Below are 22,464 nucleotides of genomic sequence, written 5' to 3' on the forward strand. Positions count from 1 at the left end.
GAGCGGCCCCTGCGCGCTACTTTCGCGCGCTGACGATGAACAGCGCGGCACGTTCCTGCGCGCTCGCCTGCGCGGAGAAGCGATCGGCGGCCTCGATGCCCAGCAGCCGCTCCGCGTCCTGGAAGCACCGCACCTCGGACGCGCCCAACTCGAGCAGCGTCGCCAGGTCCCACGCCGGCCGCTGCGCGCGCGTGACGGGCAGGTCGGCGGCGATGGCGTTGCGCTCGCGCAGCTGCGCGGCGCTCTGCGTGGGATGCACGGGCTCGTCCCCCGCTTCGACGGCCGCGTTGAAGGCCCGCCCGTAGTTCGCGTCGATGTTGACGAGCACGCCGCCCGGCCTGAGCGCTCGGAGGATGCCCGCGTAGGCGGCGGCCGCGTCGGGCAGCACCCACAGCACGTTGCGCGAGACGGCGAAGTCGAAGACGCCCTCGTCGAAATCGAGGCGCTGGACGTCGGCCTGCTGGAACGCGATGGACGTCGCGCCCGCCCGCGCGGCGTTGCGCGCCGCCTCGGCCAGCATGTCTTCGGAGAAGTCGACGGCCGTCACGTCGCATCCCAGCTCGGCCAGGATGAGCGACATGAAGCCCGAGCCGCACCCCGCGTCGAGCGCGCGCGGAGGCCGCCCCTCGATGCAGGGCATGAGGTCGCGCAGGAGCGCGCGGAAGGCGTCGCGCAGCGCCTCGTGGCGCGACGCGTCGTGCAGCGCCGAGTACTCCTCCGCCCGCTGTGACCAGTACGCGTGCGAGCGTTCGAGAAGCGCGGACTCCGGCACCGAACCGTCCATGGCCTTCCTTTCGCCTGTATCAAGAATATTTTCCCTATAAAATATTCTCGAAGAGTATAGCGTGGTGCAGACGAAGTCAACAGGAAGGTAACGAACGGACGGGATGCGCGCGGCATGCGGCGCTTCGAGGGCACGCGGAGAAGCGCTCGACCCCTTGCGGACCCGGGCGCTTCTCCGCGTGCGCAGCCGTCGCCGAGCGCAAAAAAGCGCCGCGACGGCATCCCCGTCGCAGCGCTCGCGATCGCATCTTTCGGCCGAGCGGCCGGCGACGCTCCTTACAGCTTGCCCACCAGGTCGATGCCCGGGTGCAGCACCTCGGCGCCCGGCACCCAGCCGGCGGGGCACACCGAGTCGCCGTGCTCGGCCACGAACTGGCTGGCCTGCACGCGGCGCAGCAGCTCGGCGGCGTTGCGGCCGATGTTGCCGGCGTTCACCTCGTAGCACACGATCTTGCCCTCGGGGTTCACCACGAAGCTGCCGCGCTCGGCCACGCCCTCCTCCTCGATGTAGACGTCGAAGATGTCAGCCAGCTTGTGCGTGGGGTCGGCCAGCATCGGGTACGGCAGCTTCTTGATGTTCTCGGACGCGTCGTGCCACGCCTTGTGCGCGAAATGCGTGTCGCACGACACCGCGTAGATCTCGCAGTTCGCTTCCTGGAACTTGTCGTACAGCGCGCCGAGGTCTTCCAGCTCGGTCGGGCACACGAACGTGAAGTCGGCCGGGTAGAAGAAGAACACGCCCCACTTTCCCAGCACGTCGTCCTTCGTCACCGTTTCGAAGTCGTCGTTGTGGAACGCCTGGACGGTGAAGTCGTCGATTTCCTTGTTGATCATGGACATAGTTGCTGCTCCTATCTGCGGTCTATCTTCGCCAAGTTGTTATCCAAAGCAAACTTTCTCATAAATGATACCTCGTAACCATCGTATTGTAGCGTCTCCGGACAATCTCCAAAAGCGGCGCGGCGTTTCGCGTTCGTCCGATGGAGGGTTTGTCATATTCCCGACAAATTTCCACCGCTCGGCGCGCGGCGATGGCATACTGTCCCAGCTCCGCGCGAAGCCCGCACGGCTGCGCCGCGCACGCCGCATCGCAGCGCCCCGCCCCTCCCCGTCCCGAAGGAACCGCCCGACCCATGAAGAAAAGCCTGCTCGCCCTCGCCACCGGATCGTTCGCGCTCGGATTCGCCGAGTTCGTGATGATGGGCATCCTCCCCGTCACGGCCTCCGGCCTGCACGTCAGCGTGCCGACGGCCGGCACCTTCATCTCCGCATACGCCCTCGGCGTGTGCGTGGGCACCCTGTTCCTCGTGTTCGGCCGACGCGTGCCGCCCAAGCGGCTGCTGCTCGCGTTCGTGGCGCTCGTGGCGCTCGGCAATGCCGCGGCCGCCCTCGCACCGAACGCCGAGGTGCTCGCGGCGGCGCGCTTCGTGTCCGGCCTGCCGCACGGCGCGTTCTTCGGCACCGCCACCATCGTGGCGCGCGAGCTGGCCGACCCCGGCCGCGAGGGTCAGGCCGTGTCCATCATGGTGCTGGGACAGACGGTGGCGAACATGGTGGGCGTGCCCGGCGGCACGCTGCTGGCCGGCCTCGTGTCGTGGCGCGCGGCGTTCGTGTTCGTCGCCGTGTGGGCGGTCGGCTCGTTTGCGCTCGTCGCGCGCCTCGTGCCCGCCGTGCGCCCCATCCCCGACGCGGGCCTGGCGGGCCAGTTCCGCTTCCTCAAGAAGCCGGGCCCCTGGCTGGTCATCGGCGCGGTGCTGCTGGGCAACACCGGCGTGTTCTGCTGGTGGAGCTACGTGTCGCCGTGGCTGACGGACGTCGGCGGCTTCCCGTCCGACGCGCTGCCGGCGCTGCTCGTGCTGGCGGGCTTCGGCATGGTGGTCGGCTCGCTCGTGGGCGGCCGGCTCACCGACCGCACGTCGCCCGGCAAGATGGCGGCGGCCGGCCAGGCCATCGGCTGCATCACGCTCGCGCTCATCTTCGCGTTCTCGGGCACGCCCGCCACGGCGGCCGGGCTCATGTTCCTGTGCGCCTTCGACATGTTCTTCGTATCGAGCCCGCAGCAGCTGCTCATGGTGAAGGTGGGGCGCGGCGGCGGCGAGATGATCGGGTCGGCGTGCGTGCAGGTGGCGTTCAACCTGGGCAACGCGTTCGGCGCCACCATCGGCCAAGCCGTGCTCAACGCCGGCGCGTCCTACGCCTCGCCGAGCCTGGCGGGCGTGCCCTTCTCGCTTGCGGCCGTCGCGCTGCTCGCGGTGTTCGCCGCCCGCTACGAGCGCCGCTACCGCGCAGCCGGCGCGCCGGACGGCATCGACGTGCACGACGCCCCGGAAACGCCGTCGTGCACGCAGCCCGCTTTTCGCCTAGAATGAGAACCCGAACGCAACGAGTCGCAAGCGAAGGGAGCGCCATGAGGCAATGCATGGACGCGGATAACCTGCACCGCAGGCTGAAGAAGATCGTCGGGCAGGTGCAGGCCATCGACCGCATGGTGGACGAGGACGTGCCCTGCGAGGACGTGCTCGCGCAGATCAACGCCGCGAAGTCGGCGCTGCACAAGTGCGGCCAGGTGGTGCTCGAGGGCCACATCCAGCACTGCGTGCGCGACGGCATCGAGCACGGCGACGCCGACAAGACCATCGAAAGCTTCACCAAAGCCGTCGAGCGCTTCTCCAACATGAGCTAGTCTTCCGCGCGACCGAGCGCCCGCCCCTTCCCCGGGGAGCAACGGAAGCGGGGCGCATGACCGCCGGATGGAGGGGAGCTCCCCGCTCCGGTTGGCACCGCGCGGGACCCTTCGGCACCGGCGCCCTGCGGACGCCTCCGCCCAGGACGACCGGGGGCTCGATCCCATTCTGCGGCCACGTGCTAAACAAGCCACCAGAACAAATGTTTCACGTGAAACATTCCAGGCGAGCGCTGCCCCCCCCCCGGCGCCCGGCAAGCAGCGCAACGCCGATTCGCCCTCCCCGCCCCTTCCTCCATGTTCAAAAGTTACCTCTGGATAATTCTTCGCTCGCGCAGTATTATACCTATACCCCCATAGGTACCAAAGTGCAACGGAGAACCACTCACGAAGGAGACGATGGCCATGCGCGCACCCTTGCTGGAACGACTCGAAGAACTGCTCGATCGAGGCGGCACGAAGAAGGACGTCGCGCTGCTGGCCGTGTCGGCCGTCGCGCTGGGATTCAGCTTCTTCGCGCCCGAGACGCTGCCCTTCAACCCGGCCTGGATCGCCATCGTGCTGTGCGGCGCGCCCATCATCCTGGGCGCCGTCATCGGGCTGGTGACGGAGTTCGACATCAAGGCCGACGTGCTCGTATCGCTCGCGCTCATCGCGGCGGTGGCCATCGGCGAGGACTTCGCCGCCGGCGAGGTAGCGCTCATCATGCAGCTGGGCGCGCTGCTGGAGGACCTGACGGTGGCGAAGGCCCGCGCCGGCATCGAGCGGCTCGTGCATCTGTCGCCCCGCACGGCGCGCATCGTGCGCGACGGTGCGGAAACCGTCGTCGCCGCCGAGGACGTGCAGGTGGGAGACGTGCTGCGCGTGCTGCCCGGCGAAACCGTGGCGGTGGACGGCACCGTCCTGGAAGGGCGCACCTCCATCGACGAGTCGGTGATGACCGGCGAATCGCTGCCGGTCGACAAGGCGCCGGGCGACGAGGTGAAGAGCGGGACGGTGAATCAGTTCGGGGCGTTCGACATGCGCGCCCAGCGCGTGGGCGAGGACAGCTCGCTCGCCCGCATGATCGAGCTCGTGCAGTCGGCCGACGCCGGCAAGGCCAAGATCGTGCGCCTCGCCGACCGATGGGCCACCTGGATCGTCGTCATCGCCCTGACCGCGGCGGCCGGCACGTGGCTCGTCACCGGCGAGATCATCCGCGCCGTCACCATCCTCGTGGTGTTCTGCCCCTGCGCGCTCGTGCTGGCCACGCCCACGGCCATCATGGCGGCCATCGGCAACGTGACGAAGCTCGGCGTGCTCGTGCGCGAAGGCGATGCGCTCGAGCGGCTGGCGAAGGTGCGCAAGGTGGCGTTCGACAAGACCGGCACCCTCACCTACGGCCGCCCCGAAGTGGTGGCCGTCGGGACGATCGAGGGTTCGAGGGTGGACGAAGAGCAGCTGTATTCCCTGGTCGCCAGTGCGGAAAGCATGAGCGAGCACCCCCTCGGCAAAGCCGTCGTGCGCGGGTGGGAGCAGCGCGCGGCCGCCGCGCCGGGCGAGGCCGCAACCGCGGAGGCCTCCGAAGCCGCGGACGCGGCCTCCGCCGCACTCGCGCTCGCCCGCCCGTCGTCGTTCGACATGGTTCCCGGCCGCGGCGTGCGCGCCTCGGTTGCCGGCCGCGACGTCGCCGCCGGCAACCGCGAGATGCTGGCCGAGCTGGGCGTCGACGGAGCCGACGCGCTGCAGGCGGCGGCCCTCCCGTTCGCCGAGCAGGGCTGCACGGTGGTGCTCGCCGCCCTCGACGGCCAGGCCGCCGGATTCATCGCGCTGGCCGACACCGTGCGTCCCACGGCCGAAGCCGCCGTGCGCGGCATCCGCACGCTGGGCGTCGAGCCGGTGCTGCTCACCGGCGACCATGCCCAGGCCGCGCGCCACATCGCCGCCCAGGCCGGCATCGTCGAGGTGGAGGCCGACTGCCTCCCCCAGAACAAGCTGGCCGCCGTCGAGCGCCTCGAGCGCGAAGGCGCGCCCGTGTGCATGGTGGGCGACGGCATCAACGACGCGCCCGCCCTCAAACGCGCCTCGGTGGGCATCGCCATGGGCGGCGCGGGCAGCGACATCGCCGTCGACGCCGCCGACATCGCGCTCGTGCGCGACGACATCGCCGCACTGCCCCACCTGCTGGCCATCTCGCAGCGCATGATGACCACCATCAAGCTGAACATGGGATTCTCGCTCGGGCTCAACTTCGTCGCCATCGCGCTGGCCATGACCGGCATCCTGAACCCCGTCGTGGGCGCGCTCGTGCACAACGCCGGCTCCGTCATCGTCATCGTGAACTCCGCGCTGCTGCTGAAGTGGAAGCACCGCGGCGGCTCCGCGGCGAGCGGCGACGCATCGCCCGCCTCGGCGCCCGGCGCGGCAACCGCCCTGCGCGACCTCGAGCCGGACGCGGAAGCGGCCTAACGCTCAGCCGAAGAACGCCTCGACGCGTCTCGCCACCTGCGCGTCGTCGAGGCGTCCCCACCAGGACGCGCGGCCCCCTTCCACGAACAGCACGTGGTCGCAGCACGCGGCCACCAGCTCGGGATCGTGCGTGATCACCAGGCTCGTCACGCCGCGCGCCGCGAGGCCGTGCAGGTTGTTCGCCGTATCCAGCATGTGCGCCCAATCCAGGCCGCTCGTGGGCTCGTCGAACACGCACACCTCGCGGCCGCTGGCCACGGCGCTGGCGATGGCCACGCGCTGCTTCTGGCCGCCGGACAGCGCCATCGGGTGCCGGTCGACGAGATCCGTCAAGCCGAGCCCGGCCAGAACGGCCTCGATCTCGGATTCGGCCGCCTCGCCGCGCAGCGGGCCCTCCGCCCGGTTGCGCAGCGACAGCGCCACCTCCTCGCGCACGCTCTCGGTGAACAGCTGGTGGTTCACATCCTGCATGACCAGGTAGCACAACCTTCGGCGTTGCGCGTTCGAGCACGCGCGCCCGTTCACGGACACCTCGCCGCGAGCGCGCTTCTCCAGACCGCACAGGCACCGCGCGAACGTCGACTTGCCCGCGCCGTTGTCGCCCAGCACGCCCACGATGGACCCGCGCGGAAACGAGAGCCCTTCCATGTCCACGTCCGGCGCGCCCGCCTTCTCGTAGCCGAAGCGCAGGGAACGCACCTCGAGCCCGGCCGGCTCGTCGTGCGCGGCCGACGCCCCGCCGCATCCTGCGGGGGCGCGCTCGAAGCGCACGGGCCGCACCGAGCGCAGCCCGGCGGCATGCAGCTCGCCCTCGGACAGCGCGGCCATCTCGGACGCCGTCTTCTCCCAGGCCACGCGTCCGTCCTCCACGAGCACGAACCGATCGGCCACGTCCAGCAGGTAGCCCAGGCGATGCTCAGCCACCACCACCGTGCGCCCCTCGGCCTTCCACTGCGCCACGATGGACGCCAGCATGCGGATGGAGGCCACGTCCAGGTTCGACGCCGGCTCGTCCAGAACGAGGAGCTGCGGGTCGTGGGCCGACACGCTCGCACAGGCGATCTTCTGCTTCTCGCCCCCGGAGAGCTTGAACAGGTTGCGGTCGAGCAGGTCCTCCAGCCCGAAACGCACGACGACGCCGGCCATCGCCGCGTCGATGAGCGTCGGGGCCCACCCCATGTTCTCGCACCCGAAGGCCAGCTCGCTCGTGGTGTCCACGTTGAAGAACTGGCTGCGCGGGTTCTGGAACACGCTGCCCACGACGGTTGCCAGGCGCGTGATGGGCTCGACGGACGGATCGACGCCCAGCACGTCCGCGCGCCCCCACAGATCGCCCTCGTAGAATTGCGGGATCAACCCGTTCAGCAGGCGCGTGACCGTGGTCTTGCCGCAGCCCGAGCGCCCGCACAACACCACCACCTCGCCCGCCGGAACCTCGAGCTCCAGGTCGTCGAGCGCATAACCCGCAGACGCACCCTTGTGCCGAAACGACACGTGCGTCGCCGAAACGGCCGCGGCCGATCCGTTCGCTACCATCCCATCAGCCCCTTCGCCGCCGTCGCCGCCGCGCACGCCAAGAACACGGTCGCCAGCGCCGCATCCGCCGCCCCGAACCCGATGCGGCAGCGGCTCGTCCGCACGGCCTCGCCGCCCAGGCCGCGCGTGACCGAGGCCGCCGACAGCTCGTCCCCTATCTTCACCATGCCCGCCACCAGCGGCACGAGCCGATACTCCACGAGGGCCACCGGCCCGCTCCGCCAACCCACGCCGCGCAGGCGCATGGCATCGCGGATGGAGCGGTATTCCTCCAGCACCGTGGGAAAGAACCGGAACACCACCGCGAACGGGATGATCACGCGCTGCGGCAGGCGCACCCGCTCCATCGCCGCCACGAACTCGCTCACCTTCGTCGTGGCGAACAGGTAGTAGGCGAACATGGTGCCCGGCATGAGCTGCAGCACGAGCGCCGACAGGAACCGCAGCGTCACGGCGGCGGCGCTCGTGGACCCGAGGGCGTCCAGCAGGCCGCGCTCGTTCATCTGCTCCAGCAGGGCCGCAGCCGCGAAGACCGCCGCGAACCCGATACCCGCCGCGCGACGCCCCGCCGCGATCAGCAGGGCCACCACGATGCCCGCCACGAGGAACTTGAGCACGAAGCCGGCCGCATCGAACCCCGAGCACAGGAGCGTCACGTTCGCGCACACGAGCATGAGCACCTTCGTGCGCGGGTCGAGCCGCAAGGCCCTGCGCGCCTCCGATGCGCGCGCAGGGCCCTCCGAAGCGACGAGCGCGACGGCCTTCATCACGCGATCCCCGCGCGCTCGAAGTGCTTCTTCAGCACCGCGCGGCCGACGAGCGCGCCCACGACGGCGCAGGCCACGATGCCGATCACCACCACAGCCAGCATGCCGCCCGAAAGCAGGCCCAGCATCTCGTTCACGTACGCGTCGCCCTGCGAGGAGCGGAACGGCTCGAAGTACGCCTGCCCCAAGATCCACATGGGCAGCATAGTGCCCACCACCCACAGGCTGAACGCAGCGTGCGCGGCCACGGCGCACCGGGTGCTCTTGTACGCCCCGGCGCGCAGGATCAAGTCGGCGATCAGCCCGAACACGATGCCGAAGCCCAGCCCGATGGGCCCGTAGCCCATCAGGAACGCCAGAAGGCCCAGCAGCGCCCCCATGATGGTGACCATGCCGAACGAACGCACCTTCGTGTAGAACAGCATCTGCGGGATGCCCGACACCAGCGCGAGCGGCAGCGGGAACAGAAACGCCATGACGGGCACGAACCCCAAGCACCCGCACGCGAAGAAGATGATGAAATAGATGACCGAGAACACCGCCACCGTCACGAGGTCGCGCACCCCGATGCCCGCTTTCTGCTCGATCTCGCGCTTCGCGCCCCGAGGTGCGCCCTTCGTCGTTTGAACCTGCGCCATACAAAACCTTCTTTCTCCGATGCTTCCAACAAGGGCAGGGCCCATCGCCCCGCCCGCCTTCCGACCCGTCCCGCCAGCTGGCTAGGCCGCGCCCACCTTCCAGCCGAGGGCTTTCTCGCGCATGCGCACGAAGTCCTCGTAGATGCCGCCTTCGGCCATGAGCTCGTCGTGCGTGCCGCGCTGCACGATGCGCCCGCCGTCGAGCACGAGGATCTGGTCGGCATGCCGCACGGTCTTCAACCGGTGCGCGATCATCACCACGGTCTTGCGCCGGGTCAGCTCCTCGATGGCGGCCTGCAGCTCGTCCTCGTTCTCCGGATCCACGTTCGCCGTGGCCTCGTCCAACAGCACGATGGGCGCGTCCTTCAGCAGCGCTCGCGCGATGGAGATGCGCTGCTTCTCGCCGCCCGACACCGTCGCCCCGCCCTCGCCCAGCATCGTGGCGTAGCCCTCCGGCAGCGCCTCGACGAAGTCGTGGCAGCGCGCGGCCCGCGCCGCGGCCACCACCTGCTCGTGCGTGGCATCGGGACGGCCGAACTTGATGTTGTTCTCAATGGTGTCGTTGAACAGGTAGACGTCCTGGAACACCATGGCGAAGTGCGCCATGAGCTCGTCGAGCTTCCAGTCGCGCACGTCCTCGCCGCCCAGCGACACCGTGCCCGCGTCCACGTCCCAGAAGCGGGCCATGAGGTTCACGAGCGTGGTCTTGCCCGACCCGGACGGCCCCACGATGGCGCAGCTGGTGCGCTCGGGGATGCTCAGCGACACGTCGTCGATCACCGTGCGCTCGCCGTAGGAGAAGCTGGCGTGCGCGAACTCTATCGCATGCCCCGGCGCGCTGCGCACCGTGCCGCGCTCGTCCATGTACGGCGCGGAATCGGCTTCCTCCACGCGATCGATGGACGCCTCCACCATGGGGAGCATGAACGACAGGGAGCCCGCCCCCTCCAGCTGCCCGTACACGAGGAAGCCGCCGATCACCATCAGCAGGCACACGAACAGCGACATCGTCCCGCCCAGGAAGAACACGATGGACGCCGCGATGGCCGCCACCGCGAACAGGCGCAGCACCACCTGCTGGGCGATGGTGTAGGGAATGCTCTTCTTCTCCAGCTTGAAGTTCTGACGCTCCGTCTCGTCGATGGTGTCCTCGATGGACGTGCCCGCGCGCCCCGACAAGCTGAACGCCTTGATTACGCTCATGCCCTGGATGTACTCGAGCACCGCGTCCACCAGCCTCATCTGGGCCGCCAGACGCTCGGGCGAGTACTTCCGCGACATGGCCAGCATGCGCGAGTTCACCAGCAGCATGGCAACCACGCCCGCCAGGAAGATGAGGCCGATCCTCCAATCGATGATCATGAAGCCGAGCGAGAACACGAGCGCATGCAGGACGCCCGCCAGGATGCGCACGACGATGGCGCCGGCCATGGACTCGAGGTCCTCCATGGTGGACGTGCAGATGGCGGTCAGGTTGCCCAGGCTGCGGTCGTTGAAGTATCCCATGGGCATGTACTTCATGCGCTCGCCGATGGAGATGCGCTTGTCGTCCAGCATGAGGTAGCACGCGCGCATCTCCAGCTTGTGGCTGAAGTAGTGCAGGACGGCCTGCAGCGCCACCGAAAGCGCCACCAACCCCAGCGCCGTCCACGCCACAGCGGGCGTCATCGTGCCGTCCACGAGGTGCAGCAGCACGAGGAACAGCGGAAAGAACTGGATGGCCTCGGCGATGCAGCGCAAGAACTCCAGCACGACGGACAGGTACCAGGCGCGCCGATGCTCGCCCGAGAATCGGAAGAACTTCTTGAATATCTTGATCATGCGACGTCCCTCACAGACTCGTGCGCGGCCCACATGCTCGCGTACAGCGGACAGGTTTCCAGCAAGTTCTCGTGCGTGTCGCAGGCCACCACGCGCCCGTCGTCCATCACGGCGATGGCGTCGGCATGCGTGACGGTGGAAAGCCGGTGCGCGATGACGACGAGCGTCTTGTTGCGCGCCAAGCGCGCCACGGCGTCCTGGACGACCGCCTCGTTCTCGGGGTCGGTGTACGCCGTGGCCTCGTCGAGGATGACGATGGGCGCGTCCTTCATCATGGCGCGCGCGATGGCGATGCGCTGGCGCTCGCCGCCCGACAGATGCCCGCCGGCACCGCCCACCACGGTCTGGTAGCCGTGCTCCAAAGCCGTGATGAACTCGTGGCAGCCGCTCGCCTTCGCGCAGGCTGTCACCTCCTCGTCGGTGGCGTCGGGACGCCCCATGCGGATGTTCTCCATCACCGTGTCGTCGAACAGGTAGTTGTCCTGGGCCACGTAGGCTATCGCGTCGGCCACCTGCGAAAGCGGCATGTCGCGCACATCGGAGCCGCCGATGCGCACGGCCCCGCCCGCAGCCTCCCACTGCGAGGCGATGAGCTTCGCGACGGTGGACTTGCCCGAACCCGACGGCCCCACGAGCGCGACCATGGATCCGGGGGCGATCGAAAGCGTCACGCCCTTGAGCACGGGCACGTCGCCGTAGGAGAACGTCACGTCGTCAAGCTCGATGCGCGAGCCTCGCACCGGGCACGGGCGCGTCGGACGGTTCATCTCGGGCTGGTCGAGCACCGTGCCGATCTCGCCCACGATGGTGGATATCTTGGCGATGTCGTCGGTGAACATGATGGCCGAGAACAAAGGCCCGATGATGCCCAACGACAGCACGATCACGGTGATGAACGTGGCAGCCGAGAGCGACCCGTCCATGAACAGGAAGCAGCCCACGGGCAACACGCCCAGCAGCACGCTGGGCCACACGCTCATCATGATGGCCGTCCACGGCAGCGTGGTGCGCGACCAGTCCATCATGAGCCCGGAGTTCGCCTTCACCGCGTCGGTGAACTTGGCGTAGGACGAGGCGCTGCGTCCGAACGCCTTGATCACCTCGATGCCGCCGATGTACTCCACGATGGTGGCGCCCATGTGGTTCTTCGCGGCCACCACGCGCCCGTACTTCTCGGCGTAGTCGCGCATCTCCACCGCATAGCACAGCATGCCGATGGGAATGGTGACGAGCGACGCCAGCCCCATGCGCCAATCCAGCGCGAAGATGACGGCGATGATGCCCAGCGGCACCAGCAGGTTCGCCGTCATCTCGGGCACCACGTGGGCCAGCGGCACCTCCAGCTGTTCGGCGCGCTCCACGAACGGCGCCTTCAGCTTGCCCGAGGGGGTTTCCAGCACGTAGCCCAGCGGCATGCGGTCGAGCTTGGCGGCCAGCGCGCGGCGCACTTCCGACAGCACGGCGAACGTGGCACGGTGCGAGGTGGTGGTGGAGGCGCCCGACAGGAACGCCTTCGCCACCTGCCCGGCCGCGGCGAGCGCGCACCAGCCCAGGTAGAATGCGAGGTCGGTGGTTCCGGCTATGAGCGCTGTGGCGATGTTGGCCACGGCGACGTAGGGCAGGAAGCCGCACGCCACGCCCGCCACGGCCAGCAGGATGGACTTGAGGTAGAGCCCCCGATGGGGCGCTGCCAGCGATCGCAAGCGCGCGAAGGGCTTCGTCGCGGCAGGTTCCGCGGACGCGGCGCGCGGGTTCGGGAGCGGGGCCTTCTCGGCGGGCACGGCAACCGCATCGGCTGCCGCGACCCCGCCTGCACTATCCGTCATGAGGACGTCTCCTTCTCTTCGAAGCAGGCCGGGCGCATGAAAAGAGCCGCACCGCAGGCTCCTTCCGGAAGTCCCTGCGGTGCGGCTCTGCGTCGAATGCGTCTGGCTCTGCGCGGGTCGTTCTATGTCGTTCTATGTCGTTGTACGCGCGTCCGATCGACGTGCCTCCCCCTCCGGCCGCCGATCCACCACCGTTTCGCGATGGCATTTCGGGCAGTACAGGGGGAACCGGACCAGGTGCGTGTCGGCACGCACCTTCGTCCTCGTCTTGGCGCCGCACACCGGGCAGCGAACCCAGCCTTCGGCGTCGACGAGACACCTCATGGCGCACCCCCGCGCGCTTCGACGAGGCGAGCGGCCACGTCCTGCACGGGCGCATCGGGCATTTGCGCGGCCAGGTCGACCAATGCCGCGAACTGCGGGTCGAAGATGGCCTGCCAGCCCGCGCGGAAGAACAGGCACAGGCGCTCGACGTAGGCCTTCGCCTCGTCGCGCCCCATGTCGTGCGCAACGGCCTCGAAGATGCCCGAGAAGCAGGCGCTCGATATCATGTGCATGAGCTCGGGCGTCAGCCGCCCCGCCGTCACGGCGTCGCTGCCGACGGCTTCGATGTAGCGGTAGGTCGTCGCGCTGTTCAACTCCACCACGCGGTGCATGAACTCGTCGTAGCGCTCGCCGCCGTTGGTCACGAGGATCTTGAACTCGGCCAAGTGGTCGTAGATGTAGTCCATCATGAGCCCTATGCCCTGGTCGGCATAGTCGTTCATCGTGGACTGCTGCACGTCAGCGGGCAGCTTGCCGAAGCCGTCGAACTCCTCGGTGAAGAACAGGCACAGCTCTTCGATCACCGGGTCGACCACGGCCGCATACAGCGCCTCCTTGTCGGCGTAGCGCACGTAGATGGCCCCTTTGCTCGACCCGGCACGCTCGGCGATGGCGCGCAGCGACGCGGCTTCGTAGCCCTTCTCCAGGAACTCCTCGCGCGCAGCCGCCAGCAACCGCTCGGTCACGCCCTCGATCCGCTTCACGCCTTCGCACCTCCTCGAGCTTCCACCTCGGGCGCCTCCTCGCAGGGCGCGCCCACCGCCATCAAAACCAACGGTCTCAAACCGACGGTTCGAATTATAGTGAGCACCTCTTCTTATGTCAACTGTGGCTAACTTATTTTCCCGGAGGCTTCGCACGACGCGTCGGGAGGGGGCGGATCGCACCGCGGCGACTCCGCGCCGAGCGGCGACGCATCGCCCGCCTCGGCGCCCGGCGCGGCAACCGCCCTGCGCGACCTCGAGCCGGACGCGGAAGCGGCCTAGCGCCCCGTCCCGCCTCTCCTGCGAATTTGCGCGATCTTTACCCGCGGTTGACGAGGGCCAAACGTTCCAAACGCAGAATACGGTGCGAAGAAAACCCGCTTTCGCCATCGGAGGAGATCGCTTTGGAGCTTACCTACAAGCTGCTGACGCCCGGCCCGCTCACCACCACGCGCTCGGTGAAGGAGCAGATGCTGTTCGACCACTGCACCTGGGACGACGACTACAAACGCATCACGCAGGACATCCGCGCCCACCTGCTGCGCCTCGCCCACGTCGCGCCCGAGCGCTACACGGCCGTGCTCATGCAGGGCAGCGGCACGTTCGGCAACGAATCCGTGCTGACGAGCGTGGTTGGCGACGACGAGCGCGTGCTCGTCTGCGCGAACGGCGCCTACGGCGACCGCCTCGCCGAGATCTGCCGCCAGGCGGGCGTGCCCGTCACCGTGTACGCCGAGCCCTACGACACCCCCGTCGACGCGCGGCGCGTCGCCGCGCACCTGGCCGCCGACCCCTCCATCACGCACGTGGCCATGGTGCACAGCGAAACGACGTCGGGCCTGGTCAACGACATCGAGGCCGCAGGCGCCGTGGCCAAGCGCGCAGGGGCGGCGTTCATCGTCGACGCCATGTCCAGCTTCGGCGGCATCGACATCCCCGTGGAGGACTGGGGCATCGACTTCATCGTGAGCAGCGCGAACAAGTGCATCCAGGGGGTGCCCGGCTTCTCCTTCGCCATCTGCCGTCGCGACCTGCTGGAAGGCAGCCGCGGCAAGGCGCGCAGCCTGTCGCTCGACCTGTACGCCCAGTGGCAGACCATGGAGCGCGACGGCGGGAAGTGGCGCTTCACCTCGCCCACCAACGCGGTGCTCGCCTTCGCCCAGGCCCTGCGCGAGCTGGAGGAGGAGGGCGGCGTGAGCGCGCGGGCGGCGCGGTACGCCGAGAACAACCGGCTGCTCATCGAGCGCATGCGCGCGCTGGGCTTCGAGCCCTACCTCACCGAGAACCAGGGGCCCATCATCACCACCTTCGCGCACCCGGCCGACGTGGCGTTCACCTTCCGCGAGATGTACGACTACGTCAAGGCGCGCGGGTACGTCATCTACCCGGGGAAACTCACGGACGGCGACACCTTCCGCATCGGCACCATCGGCGAGATCTACCCGGCGGACATCCTCAACGTGACGAGCATCCTCGGCGAGTTCGTCGCAACGAAGCGCAAGGAGGCGTAGCATGGTTGAAGCGGTCATCTTCGACTGGGCGGGCACGACGGTCGATTACGGGTGCTTCGCGCCCGTGCAGGCGTTCGCCGACGTGTTCGAGCACCACGGCGTGAAGCCCACGATGGAGGAAACGCGCGCGCCCATGGGCATGCTGAAAATCGACCACATCAGGGAGATGCTGCGCATGGAGCGCATCGCCTCCGCATGGGAGCGCGTGCACGGCAAGCGGCCCGACGAGGACGACGCGCAGGCCCTGTACGCCCTGTTCGAGGGCAAGCTGCTGTCCATCCTCCCCCGCTTCGCCGAGCCGAAGCCCCACGTGCTGGACACGGTGGCCGAGCTGCGCGCCGCGGGCGTGCGCATCGGCGCCACCACCGGCTACACCGACAAGATGATGGCCATCGTGGCGCCCGCCGCCCGCGAGCGCGGCTACGCGCCCGACTTCTCCATCACCCCCGACGCCACGCACGGCAAGGGCCGCCCGTGGCCCTACATGGTATTCCGCAACCTGGAGGCCCTCGGCGTGAGCTCGGTGCAGGCGGCCGCCAAGGTGGGCGACACCGCCTCGGACATGCGCGAGGGCAAGGCGGCGGGCGTGTTCACCATCGGCGTGATCGAGGGCAGCTCCGAGCTGGGGCTTGCGCAGGAGGAGTACGAGGCCCTGAGCCCGGCCGAGCGCGACCGGGCGCGCGACCGGGTGGAGGCCCGCTTCCGCGCAGCCGGGGCCGACGCCGTGGTGCGCACCCTGGCCGAGCTCCCGCAGTTGCTCAGGCAGGAGCGTTAGCGCAGGTCGCAGCCCCGCCCAGCTTCCAGCCGATCGCGCGCTCGCGCATGCCCACGAAATCGGCGTAGAGGCCTCCTTCGGCCATGAGCGCATCGTGCGTGCCGCGCTGCACGATGCGCCCGCCGTCGAGCACGACGATCTGGTCGGCGTCGCGCACGGTCTTCAGGCGATGCGCGATCATGATGACCGTCTTGCTGCGCGTCAGCTCGGCGATGGCGCGCTGCAGGTCGCGCTCGTTCTCCGGGTCGACGTTGGCGGTGGCCTCGTCGAGGATGACGATGGGCGCATCCTTCAGGATGGCGCGCGCGATGGAGAGGCGCTGGCGCTCGCCGCCCGACAGCGTGGCGCCGCCCTCTCCCAGGCGCGTGGCGTAGCCCTCGGGCAGCCCCTCCACGAACTCGTGGCAGCACGCGCGGCGCGCGGCCTCCACCACCTCTTCGTGCGTGGCGTCGGGCCGGCCGAACTTGATGTTGTTCTCGATGGTGTCCTCGAAGAGGTACACGCCCTGGAACACCATGGAGAAGTTGCCCAGCAGCTCGTCCACCTTCCAGTCGCGCACGTCGACGCCCCCCAGCGTGATGCGCCCGGCGTCAACGTCCCAGAACCGTGCGATGAGCTGCGTCAACGTGGTCTTCCCCGAGCCGCTCGGCCCCACGATGGCGCACGTGGTGCGCGCGGGGATGGCCAGCGACACGCGGTCGATCACCGTGCGGTTCTCGTAGCCGAACGACACGTCGCGCAGCTCGATGTCGAGGCCGTCGGCCCGCTCGACCCCGGCCCCCTCGTCCATGGCCGGCGTGGCGATCATGGCGTTCACCTTGTCCATGCAGATGTCGATCTGGCGCAGCAGGCTGGCGAACGTGCCGGACATCTCCAGCTTCCCGTACACCATGAACGACGCCACGATGGCCACGAGGCACACGCCCGCGTCCATGGTACCCGCGATCCAGCACCACACGCACACGAGGCACATGAGCACGCTCGACGTCTTGGTCAGCACGGTTTGCAGCACGGCGAAGCGGATGAACTTGAACTCGAACGACACGTTCATGCGCTCGCATTCGGCGATGGCGCCCGACAGCTTCCGCTCGGCGTCGCCCGTCATCGAGAACGCGCGCACCACGCCCATGCCCTGCACGTATTCCAGCACCGCACCCACGATGGCGCTCTGCGCGGCCATGCGCTGGCCTGACAACGCGTGCGCGCTCCGCTGCATCGCGCTGTTGATCAGCAGGAACAGCGCGATGGTCGCGATCACCACGGCGCCGAGCCGCCAATCGAAGACCAGCAGCATGAGCGCCATGAGCCCCGAGAACACGAACCCCGAGATGACGTTCGAGTACACCTGGCCCCCGGCGTTCTGCACGTCGTCCAGCGTGTTGGTCATCGTGCCCGAGATGGCGCCCAGGCTGTTCTCGTTGAAGTAGCCCATGGGAAGGTAGCGCATCCGGTCGCCGATCTGCAGGCGCTTCTCGCCCGTCATGGAGAAGTTCCCCTTGCAGAAGTTCTCGCTCTTGAAGTGCGAGGTGACGAAGCAGCCCGCGATGCTGCCCAGCATGATGGCGAGCGCCGTCCACATCGTGGCCTCGGAAAGCGTCCCGTCCGCCAGCGCGAACAGCACGACGGCGAACGCCATCATCTGCCACGCCTCGAAGAACGAGTTCAGCACCGACCACGCCATGCCGCGCTTGAGGTGTCCGGCGAAGCTGCCGCCGAACGCGAAGTACTTCTTGATGGTATCGAGCATGCGAGCCTCCTATGCCGCGTCTTTGGCGTCGATGTGGGCGCGGTACATGCCCGCGTACAGCGGGCAGCCGGCCATGAGCTCATCGTGCGTGCCCTGGGCCTCGATGCGCCCGTCGCGCACGACGACGATCTTGTCGGCATCGACGATGGTGGACAGGCGGTGCGCGATGACGACGAGCGTCTTGCCCGCCACCAGCTTGCCCACGGCCTGCTCGATGATCGCCTCGTTCTCGGGGTCGGTGTACGCCGTGGCCTCGTCGAGCATGACCACGGGCGCGTCCTTGAGCATGGCGCGCGCGATGGCGATGCGCTGGCGCTCGCCGCCCGAGAGGTGGCCGCCCGCGCCGCCCACCACCGTCCGGTAGCCGTGCTCGAGCGCCTCGATGAACTCGTGGCAGCCGCTCGCCTTCGCCACGGCCACCACCTCCTCGTCGGAAGCGCCCGGCCTGCCCATGCGGATGTTCTCCATCACCGTGTCGTCGAACAGGTAGTTGTCCTGCTCGACGTACGAGATGCAGCCCGCAAGCTGCTCGGCCGAGAGCTCGCCCACCGGCACGCCGCCGAGGCGCACCGTGCCGGCGTCCGCGTCCCAGAACCCGGCGATCAGGCGCGCGAGCGTCGACTTGCCCGATCCGGACGGCCCGACGAGCGCCGTCACCTGCCCCGGCTCGATGGCCAGGTCCACGCCGTGGACGACCTCCTCGCGCCCGTAGGAGAAGCGCACGCCCTCGAGCTCGATGCGCGTGCCACGCGGCTGCGCCGGGGCCTCGGCGCCGACCGACGCCGAGGCGCGGCGCTGCTCCGGCTCGTCGAGGATGGCGGTGATCTGCTCCACCACCGTGCCGATCTGCGCGAGCGAGTCGATGAAGCTCATGGCCGCGTACAGCGGCGGGAAGATGGACAGCGACAGCACGGCGACCATCACGAGCGTGGCCGGCTCGAGCGTGCCCTGCAGGATGAACAGGCATCCCACCGGCAGCACCGTCACCAGCGTGGCCGGCCAGATGGCCAGGCCCAGGTCCTGGAAGATCTGCACGTGGTGCATCCAGTCGATGAACGAGCGCGCGTAGCGGCCCACCGTCTCCGAGAACTTCTCGTAGGAGCTGGCCGACCGGCCGAACGCCTTGATCACCTCGATGCCGTTCACGTACTCGACCGCCGTGGTGCTCATGTCCTCGCCGGCCTGCACCGTTTTCGCGTACCACCGGTCGTAGTCCTTCATCATGCCCATGTAGGCCACGAACCCGATGGGCAGCGTGACGAGCGCCACGAGCGCCATGCGCCAGTCGAGCGCGAACATGAACGCCACCACGGCAACGGGCACCAGCAGGTTCGACGTCATCTCGGGCACCACGTGCGCCAGCGTCGTCTCGATGCTGTCCACCTTCTCCACCATGATGTTCTTGAGCTTGCCCGAAGGCGTGTCCAGCACGTAGCCCAGCGGCACGCGCGTGAGCTTGTCGGCGATGCGCCGGCGCACCTTGCTGATGGTGGAGAAGGTGGCCTTGTGCGACACGGCGGTCGAGGCGTGGTGGCACACGATGTAGCCGGCGTAGCCCGCCGCCGCCACGCCGCACCACATGAGGTAGAAGCCGAAGTCGCGCACCCCGCCCAGCACGCCCACGATCATCTGCCCCGCCGCCACGTACGGCACGATGCTGCCCGCCACGCCGATCACGGCCAGCAGCACCGACAGCGCGTAGCGGCCCCTGTTCTCCTCCGACCACGCCAGCAGCAGCGCCACCGGGTTCGGCTCCCGCTTCTCCGCGGACGCCGGGCCCCGCTCGGGCGCGCCGACGCAGGCATCGTCCGCAACAACCGCGTTTCCCGCATCCATACGCATTCCTTTCCGAAAGTTACCTCAGGCTTACATTCGGAAGTATAACACCGTTATATAACATTGTTACAACTTTTTCGCCCCGATGCGGATCGTGCGGGGACGGACGGGCGCGCGATGTCGCGATTCGGCGAGGATCGTAGCGGAAGGAAGGGCGAACGAGCACGCGTCCCGTTGCGCGAGCGCGTCCCGTTGCGCACGCGCGTCCCGTTGCGCGAGCGCGCATCCGCCGTCGCGAAGGGAACGGATGTTTCACGTGAAACATCGGGGCGAGCCGAGGATCACGACGGCTGGGGGCTCATGATCGTCTCGTAGCCGGCGTGGAAGAAGCGCTCGAAATCGGCGACGAACGCGTGGGCCGCCTCGCGCGACAGGCCCAGCAGCAGCGGCTCGAAGTAGCCGCGGAAGAACATACCGGCCAGGATGCGCGACATCTCGGGCGTGGGCTCGACGACCCCGATGCCGTGCTCGCGCATCTCGCGCACGTAGCGGGCGGTGCTCCGCACTTCAAGCTCGATGAAGCGGTCGAGGTAGCGCTCCCACGCGGTGCCGGCCGATCTCGCGAACACGAGGACGAACGCGTCGCGGTTGTCGTAGACGAAGTCGAGCAGATCGTGCATCATGCGCTCTTCGTAGACCCTCATCCGCTCGAACGTCTGGGCCTCGAGAGGCTGCTCGTAGAACCGGTCCTGGGCGCCCTCGTAGCGGGCGTACAGCTCGTCGGCGGCCGGGGCTACGACGGCGTCGAACAGGGCCTCCTTGCCGGAGAAGTACCCGTAGATGGCGCCCGTGGTCATATCGGCAGCCGCGGCTATCGAGCGCAGCGAAGCTCCGGCGAACCCCTTCTCCATGAACTCCGCGACGGCGCACGACATGAGGCGGCCGCGCGCATCGCGCCGCTCGCTTCCCGCCGTTTCGCCTGCAGGCGTCTTGTGGTTGCGCATGGTCCCCCGCCCGGTCTCGTCCGTCGTTGCAGCCATGATACCCCAAAGCGGCTGCGCGGCGCGACGGCGATGCTGGAAGCGCGGCCTATCGGCACGAGCGCGCTCACGCCTCCCAGCGCAGATGGCTCTCGCGCGTGGCGCAGACGAGCGACGCGCGCCCCGCCTGCTGCACGCGGCGGAAGAGCACCGGCTTCAGCCGCCCGCGCTCCACGAGACGATCGAGCACCCGCTCCAGGTCCGGGCCTGCGAGGCCGAACCGGTCGCGCAGCTCGGCGTAGGAATACGTCCGACCCTCTTCAAGCGACTTGTGCACGCCGACAACCATAGGTACCGCCTTCCATCTCCGATGACGACGCCCATGATACCACATTGTTAGCCATTGCTAACTTTAAAGGAATGAGCTCCTCAAGGTAACGCGAATCCTCTGCATCCCGCATCCCGCCTCCTCGCGACCCGACCTCGCCGCGCACTCCCTCCTCGACCCCCTCTCGCCCCCTCCTGCTCCGAACGGTCGGCTGCTCGGGCTTGCGACGGCTTTTCGGAGCTGCACAACCCCTATGCAATGCCGTATCATGCCAATGGTTCGCTTAGGTTAACTTTTACTCCGGAGATCGTGAGCCGGCGAACCGGACGCCGGGTCCGTGCAAGCGCACGTCCGCACGTCCCGTATCCCCATCTGCATCGACCCTCGACATCGGCCGGGCACGCACCTGCGCGCTTCGGCAAGAAAGGCTGGACCAACCATGAAGACGACCTCGTCCGGGGCCGCGTTGGGCTCCTCGCCCGCCTCCGCAGGCGGAAGGCTGAACGGCAAGGACTTCATCAACATCGGCATATTCACCGCCATCTACTTCGTCATCGTGTTCGCGGTGGCGTGCCTGGGCTTCATTCCCATCTTTATGGTGCTCATCTGCGGCATCATCCCACTCGTAGCGGGCATCCCCTACATGCTGTACCTCACCCGCGTGAAGAAGTTCGGCATGATCACCATCATGGGGCTGCTCGTGGGCATCATCATGTTCGTCACGGGCATGGGCTACTTCAGCATCGTCACCGGCTTGGTATGCGGCTTGATCGCCGACCTCATCGTGCGCGCTGGGGGCTACGCCAACGCGAAGATGAGCGTGTTGTCGCACGGCGTGTTCAGCTGCTGGATGATCGGCAACTTCCTGCCCATGCTGCTCACGGCCGACAGCTACTACGCCACCATGCGCGGGCAGTTCGGCGACGCCTACGTCAACGAGCTCATGGGCTACCTGCAGCCGTGGGCGTACCCGGCCATGTTGATCGCGTGCTTCGTCACCGGCATCGTCGGCGGGCTCATCGGCCTCAAGGTGCTGGGGAAGCACTTCAAGCGCGCGGGCATCGCGTAGGGCATGGCCGTGGAACTGCTGCAGACCGGGGCCGTGGAGCGCACCGTGCGCCTGGATCCTCGCACCAAGCTCGTGCTGCTCGTTTCAGTGTCGACCGCGCTGTTGGTAGGCGGGAGCGGCCCGGTCATGGACGCGGCGCGCGTGCTCATGCTGCTGGCTCCCTTCGCGCTGCTGGCCGTGTCGGGCCGCATCGGCGCGGCGGCGGGGCTGTTGGTCGCCTACGCGGCATCGTGGAGCCTCACCGCGCTCGCGGTGCCCCTGGTCGAAGGGCCGTTGAACTTCGCTATCGTGGCCTCGTGCATGATCGCCTCGCGCTTTCTGCCCACCATCGCCACGGCGTACTTCGTGTTCGCCACCACCACGGTGTCGGAGTTCATGGCCGCAGCCGAGCGCGTACATGCGCCGCAATGGCTGATCATCCCGCTGTCGGTGCTGTTCCGCTTCTTCCCCACCCTCGGCGAGGAGGCGCGCGCCGTGGGCTCCGCCATGCGCATGCGCAACCTGAGGCTGGGCAAGGCCGGTCCGGTATCGCTCGTGGAGTACCGCCTGGTGCCGCTCATCTCGTGCGCCGTGCAGATAGGCGAGGACCTGTCGGCCGCGTCGCTGACGCGCGGGCTGGGCGCGCCCGTCAGGCGGACGAACATCTGCGACATCGGCTTCGGCGCGGCGGACGTCGTCGTGTGGGCGGCGTGCGCCGTGTCGGTAGGGCTGCTCGTGGCGAGCAGCCTCGGTTGGATAGGGGCTTGAG

20 protein-coding genes are annotated in these 22,464 nt (G+C 68.4%); 7 read left to right on the forward strand and 13 right to left on the reverse strand.

Features of this window, described 5'->3' with window-relative positions; translation table 11 throughout:
- Positions 1–16 precede the first annotated feature (16 nt).
- Positions 17–784, reverse strand: a complete 768-nt coding sequence (locus tag H8S61_RS12515; protein WP_186939212.1) for a class I SAM-dependent methyltransferase — start codon at positions 782–784, stop codon at positions 17–19.
- 275 nt (positions 785–1,059) lie between these two features.
- The gene (gene ahpC / locus H8S61_RS12520; RefSeq protein ID WP_154333683.1) at positions 1,060–1,623 is read right to left on the reverse strand and encodes an alkyl hydroperoxide reductase subunit C; all 564 of its coding nucleotides are present in this window, start codon (positions 1,621–1,623) and stop codon (positions 1,060–1,062) included.
- Positions 1,624–1,916: 293 nt separating this feature from the next.
- Between ahpC and H8S61_RS12525 the strand changes: the two genes are divergently transcribed.
- From H8S61_RS12525 to H8S61_RS12535, 3 genes are all read left to right on the forward strand, one after another.
- Complete coding sequence (locus H8S61_RS12525; RefSeq protein WP_186939213.1) at positions 1,917–3,152, forward strand: MFS transporter; 1,236 nt, start codon at positions 1,917–1,919, stop codon at positions 3,150–3,152.
- A 38-nt stretch (positions 3,153–3,190) separates the two neighbouring features.
- Positions 3,191–3,466, forward strand: a complete 276-nt coding sequence (locus H8S61_RS12530) for a metal-sensing transcriptional repressor (RefSeq protein ID WP_021409250.1) — start codon at positions 3,191–3,193, stop codon at positions 3,464–3,466.
- 405 nt (positions 3,467–3,871) lie between these two features.
- Entirely contained in the window at positions 3,872–5,914 is a 2,043-nt protein-coding gene (locus H8S61_RS12535) for a heavy metal translocating P-type ATPase (RefSeq protein ID WP_186939214.1), read from the forward strand.
- A gap of 3 nt (positions 5,915–5,917) precedes the next feature.
- Here the strand turns inward: H8S61_RS12535 and H8S61_RS12540 are convergent, their stop codons facing one another.
- The 7 genes from H8S61_RS12540 to H8S61_RS12570 all read right to left on the reverse strand — a co-directional run bounded on the left by H8S61_RS12540 (position 5,918) and on the right by H8S61_RS12570 (position 13,530).
- On the reverse strand, positions 5,918–7,450 hold the full coding sequence (locus H8S61_RS12540; RefSeq protein WP_186939215.1) for an ABC transporter ATP-binding protein: 1,533 nt from the start codon (positions 7,448–7,450) through the stop codon (positions 5,918–5,920).
- Positions 7,444–8,217, reverse strand: a complete 774-nt coding sequence (locus H8S61_RS12545) for an energy-coupling factor transporter transmembrane component T (RefSeq protein WP_255466612.1) — start codon at positions 8,215–8,217, stop codon at positions 7,444–7,446. The genes H8S61_RS12540 and H8S61_RS12545 overlap by 7 nt, the downstream gene beginning before the upstream one ends.
- Positions 8,217–8,855 carry an MptD family putative ECF transporter S component gene (locus H8S61_RS12550; protein WP_015761079.1) on the reverse strand — a complete coding sequence of 213 codons (639 nt, stop codon included), beginning with the start codon at positions 8,853–8,855 and terminating at the stop codon, positions 8,217–8,219. Before H8S61_RS12550 ends, H8S61_RS12545 begins: the two co-directional genes overlap by 1 nt.
- A gap of 81 nt (positions 8,856–8,936) precedes the next feature.
- Positions 8,937–10,676 carry an ABC transporter ATP-binding protein gene (locus H8S61_RS12555; protein WP_015761080.1) on the reverse strand — a complete coding sequence of 580 codons (1,740 nt, stop codon included), beginning with the start codon at positions 10,674–10,676 and terminating at the stop codon, positions 8,937–8,939.
- Entirely contained in the window at positions 10,673–12,502 is a 1,830-nt protein-coding gene (locus H8S61_RS12560) for an ABC transporter ATP-binding protein (RefSeq protein WP_222617692.1), read from the reverse strand. Before H8S61_RS12560 ends, H8S61_RS12555 begins: the two co-directional genes overlap by 4 nt.
- Positions 12,503–12,634: 132 nt before the next feature.
- Entirely contained in the window at positions 12,635–12,826 is a 192-nt protein-coding gene (locus H8S61_RS12565; RefSeq protein ID WP_057385171.1) for a cysteine-rich KTR domain-containing protein, read from the reverse strand.
- Positions 12,823–13,530 (reverse strand): TetR/AcrR family transcriptional regulator, encoded by a 708-nt coding sequence (locus H8S61_RS12570; RefSeq protein WP_015761082.1) that lies wholly within the window; start codon positions 13,528–13,530, stop codon positions 12,823–12,825. The genes H8S61_RS12565 and H8S61_RS12570 overlap by 4 nt, the downstream gene beginning before the upstream one ends.
- A gap of 404 nt (positions 13,531–13,934) precedes the next feature.
- On the opposite strand from H8S61_RS12570, the gene H8S61_RS12575 reads away from it, so the two are divergent.
- Positions 13,935–15,041, forward strand: coding sequence for a 2-aminoethylphosphonate--pyruvate transaminase (locus H8S61_RS12575; protein ID WP_186939217.1), 1,107 nt, complete (start codon positions 13,935–13,937; stop codon positions 15,039–15,041).
- A 1-nt stretch (position 15,042) separates the two neighbouring features.
- Positions 15,043–15,816, forward strand: coding sequence for a phosphonoacetaldehyde hydrolase (phnX, locus tag H8S61_RS12580; RefSeq protein ID WP_015761084.1), 774 nt, complete (start codon positions 15,043–15,045; stop codon positions 15,814–15,816).
- Here the strand turns inward: phnX and H8S61_RS12585 are convergent.
- The 4 genes from H8S61_RS12585 to H8S61_RS12600 form a co-directional block, all read right to left on the reverse strand.
- Complete coding sequence (locus tag H8S61_RS12585; RefSeq protein ID WP_086414811.1) at positions 15,800–17,563, reverse strand: ABC transporter ATP-binding protein; 1,764 nt, start codon at positions 17,561–17,563, stop codon at positions 15,800–15,802. The genes phnX and H8S61_RS12585 overlap by 17 nt on opposite strands.
- 9 nt (positions 17,564–17,572) lie before the next feature.
- A complete protein-coding gene (locus H8S61_RS12590; protein ID WP_186939218.1) occupies positions 17,573–19,399 on the reverse strand; it encodes an ABC transporter ATP-binding protein in 1,827 nt (608 codons plus the stop codon).
- Positions 19,400–19,680: 281 nt separating this feature from the next.
- Positions 19,681–20,379 carry a TetR/AcrR family transcriptional regulator gene (locus H8S61_RS12595; protein ID WP_160942605.1) on the reverse strand — a complete coding sequence of 233 codons (699 nt, stop codon included), beginning with the start codon at positions 20,377–20,379 and terminating at the stop codon, positions 19,681–19,683.
- 67 nt (positions 20,380–20,446) lie between these two features.
- Entirely contained in the window at positions 20,447–20,668 is a 222-nt protein-coding gene (locus H8S61_RS12600) for a hypothetical protein (RefSeq protein ID WP_015761088.1), read from the reverse strand.
- 418 nt (positions 20,669–21,086) lie between these two features.
- On the opposite strand from H8S61_RS12600, the gene H8S61_RS12605 reads away from it, so the two are divergent.
- On the forward strand, positions 21,087–21,716 hold the full coding sequence (locus H8S61_RS12605; RefSeq protein WP_160942604.1) for an MptD family putative ECF transporter S component: 630 nt from the start codon (positions 21,087–21,089) through the stop codon (positions 21,714–21,716).
- 3 nt (positions 21,717–21,719) lie between these two features.
- The gene (locus tag H8S61_RS12610) at positions 21,720–22,463 is read left to right on the forward strand and encodes an energy-coupling factor transporter transmembrane component T (protein ID WP_222617693.1); all 744 of its coding nucleotides are present in this window, start codon (positions 21,720–21,722) and stop codon (positions 22,461–22,463) included.
- The last annotated feature ends 1 nt before the right edge of the window (position 22,464 follow it).

Source organism: Eggerthella hominis, assembly GCF_014287365.1.
Classification (GTDB): Bacteria; Actinomycetota; Coriobacteriia; order Coriobacteriales; family Eggerthellaceae; genus Eggerthella; species Eggerthella guodeyinii.

Coding starts and splice junctions, on each gene's coding strand:
- H8S61_RS12550 (WP_015761079.1), bottom strand. CDS start 8,855: ATGGCGCAGGTTCAAACGACGAAGGGCGCACCTCGGGGCGCGAAGCGC.
- phnX (WP_015761084.1), top strand. CDS start 15,043: ATGGTTGAAGCGGTCATCTTCGACTGGGCGGGCACGACGGTCGATTAC.
- H8S61_RS12560 (WP_222617692.1), bottom strand. CDS start 12,502: ATGACGGATAGTGCAGGCGGGGTCGCGGCAGCCGATGCGGTTGCCGTG.
- H8S61_RS12595 (WP_160942605.1), bottom strand. CDS start 20,379: ATGGCTGCAACGACGGACGAGACCGGGCGGGGGACCATGCGCAACCAC.
- ahpC (WP_154333683.1), bottom strand. CDS start 1,623: ATGTCCATGATCAACAAGGAAATCGACGACTTCACCGTCCAGGCGTTC.
- H8S61_RS12600 (WP_015761088.1), bottom strand. CDS start 20,668: ATGGTTGTCGGCGTGCACAAGTCGCTTGAAGAGGGTCGGACGTATTCC.
- H8S61_RS12585 (WP_086414811.1), bottom strand. CDS start 17,563: ATGCTCGATACCATCAAGAAGTACTTCGCGTTCGGCGGCAGCTTCGCC.
- H8S61_RS12535 (WP_186939214.1), top strand. CDS start 3,872: ATGCGCGCACCCTTGCTGGAACGACTCGAAGAACTGCTCGATCGAGGC.
- H8S61_RS12530 (WP_021409250.1), top strand. CDS start 3,191: ATGAGGCAATGCATGGACGCGGATAACCTGCACCGCAGGCTGAAGAAG.
- H8S61_RS12525 (WP_186939213.1), top strand. CDS start 1,917: ATGAAGAAAAGCCTGCTCGCCCTCGCCACCGGATCGTTCGCGCTCGGA.
- H8S61_RS12590 (WP_186939218.1), bottom strand. CDS start 19,399: ATGGATGCGGGAAACGCGGTTGTTGCGGACGATGCCTGCGTCGGCGCG.
- H8S61_RS12515 (WP_186939212.1), bottom strand. CDS start 784: ATGGACGGTTCGGTGCCGGAGTCCGCGCTTCTCGAACGCTCGCACGCG.
- H8S61_RS12540 (WP_186939215.1), bottom strand. CDS start 7,450: ATGGTAGCGAACGGATCGGCCGCGGCCGTTTCGGCGACGCACGTGTCG.
- H8S61_RS12610 (WP_222617693.1), top strand. CDS start 21,720: ATGGCCGTGGAACTGCTGCAGACCGGGGCCGTGGAGCGCACCGTGCGC.
- H8S61_RS12565 (WP_057385171.1), bottom strand. CDS start 12,826: ATGAGGTGTCTCGTCGACGCCGAAGGCTGGGTTCGCTGCCCGGTGTGC.
- H8S61_RS12605 (WP_160942604.1), top strand. CDS start 21,087: ATGAAGACGACCTCGTCCGGGGCCGCGTTGGGCTCCTCGCCCGCCTCC.
- H8S61_RS12545 (WP_255466612.1), bottom strand. CDS start 8,217: ATGAAGGCCGTCGCGCTCGTCGCTTCGGAGGGCCCTGCGCGCGCATCG.
- H8S61_RS12555 (WP_015761080.1), bottom strand. CDS start 10,676: ATGATCAAGATATTCAAGAAGTTCTTCCGATTCTCGGGCGAGCATCGG.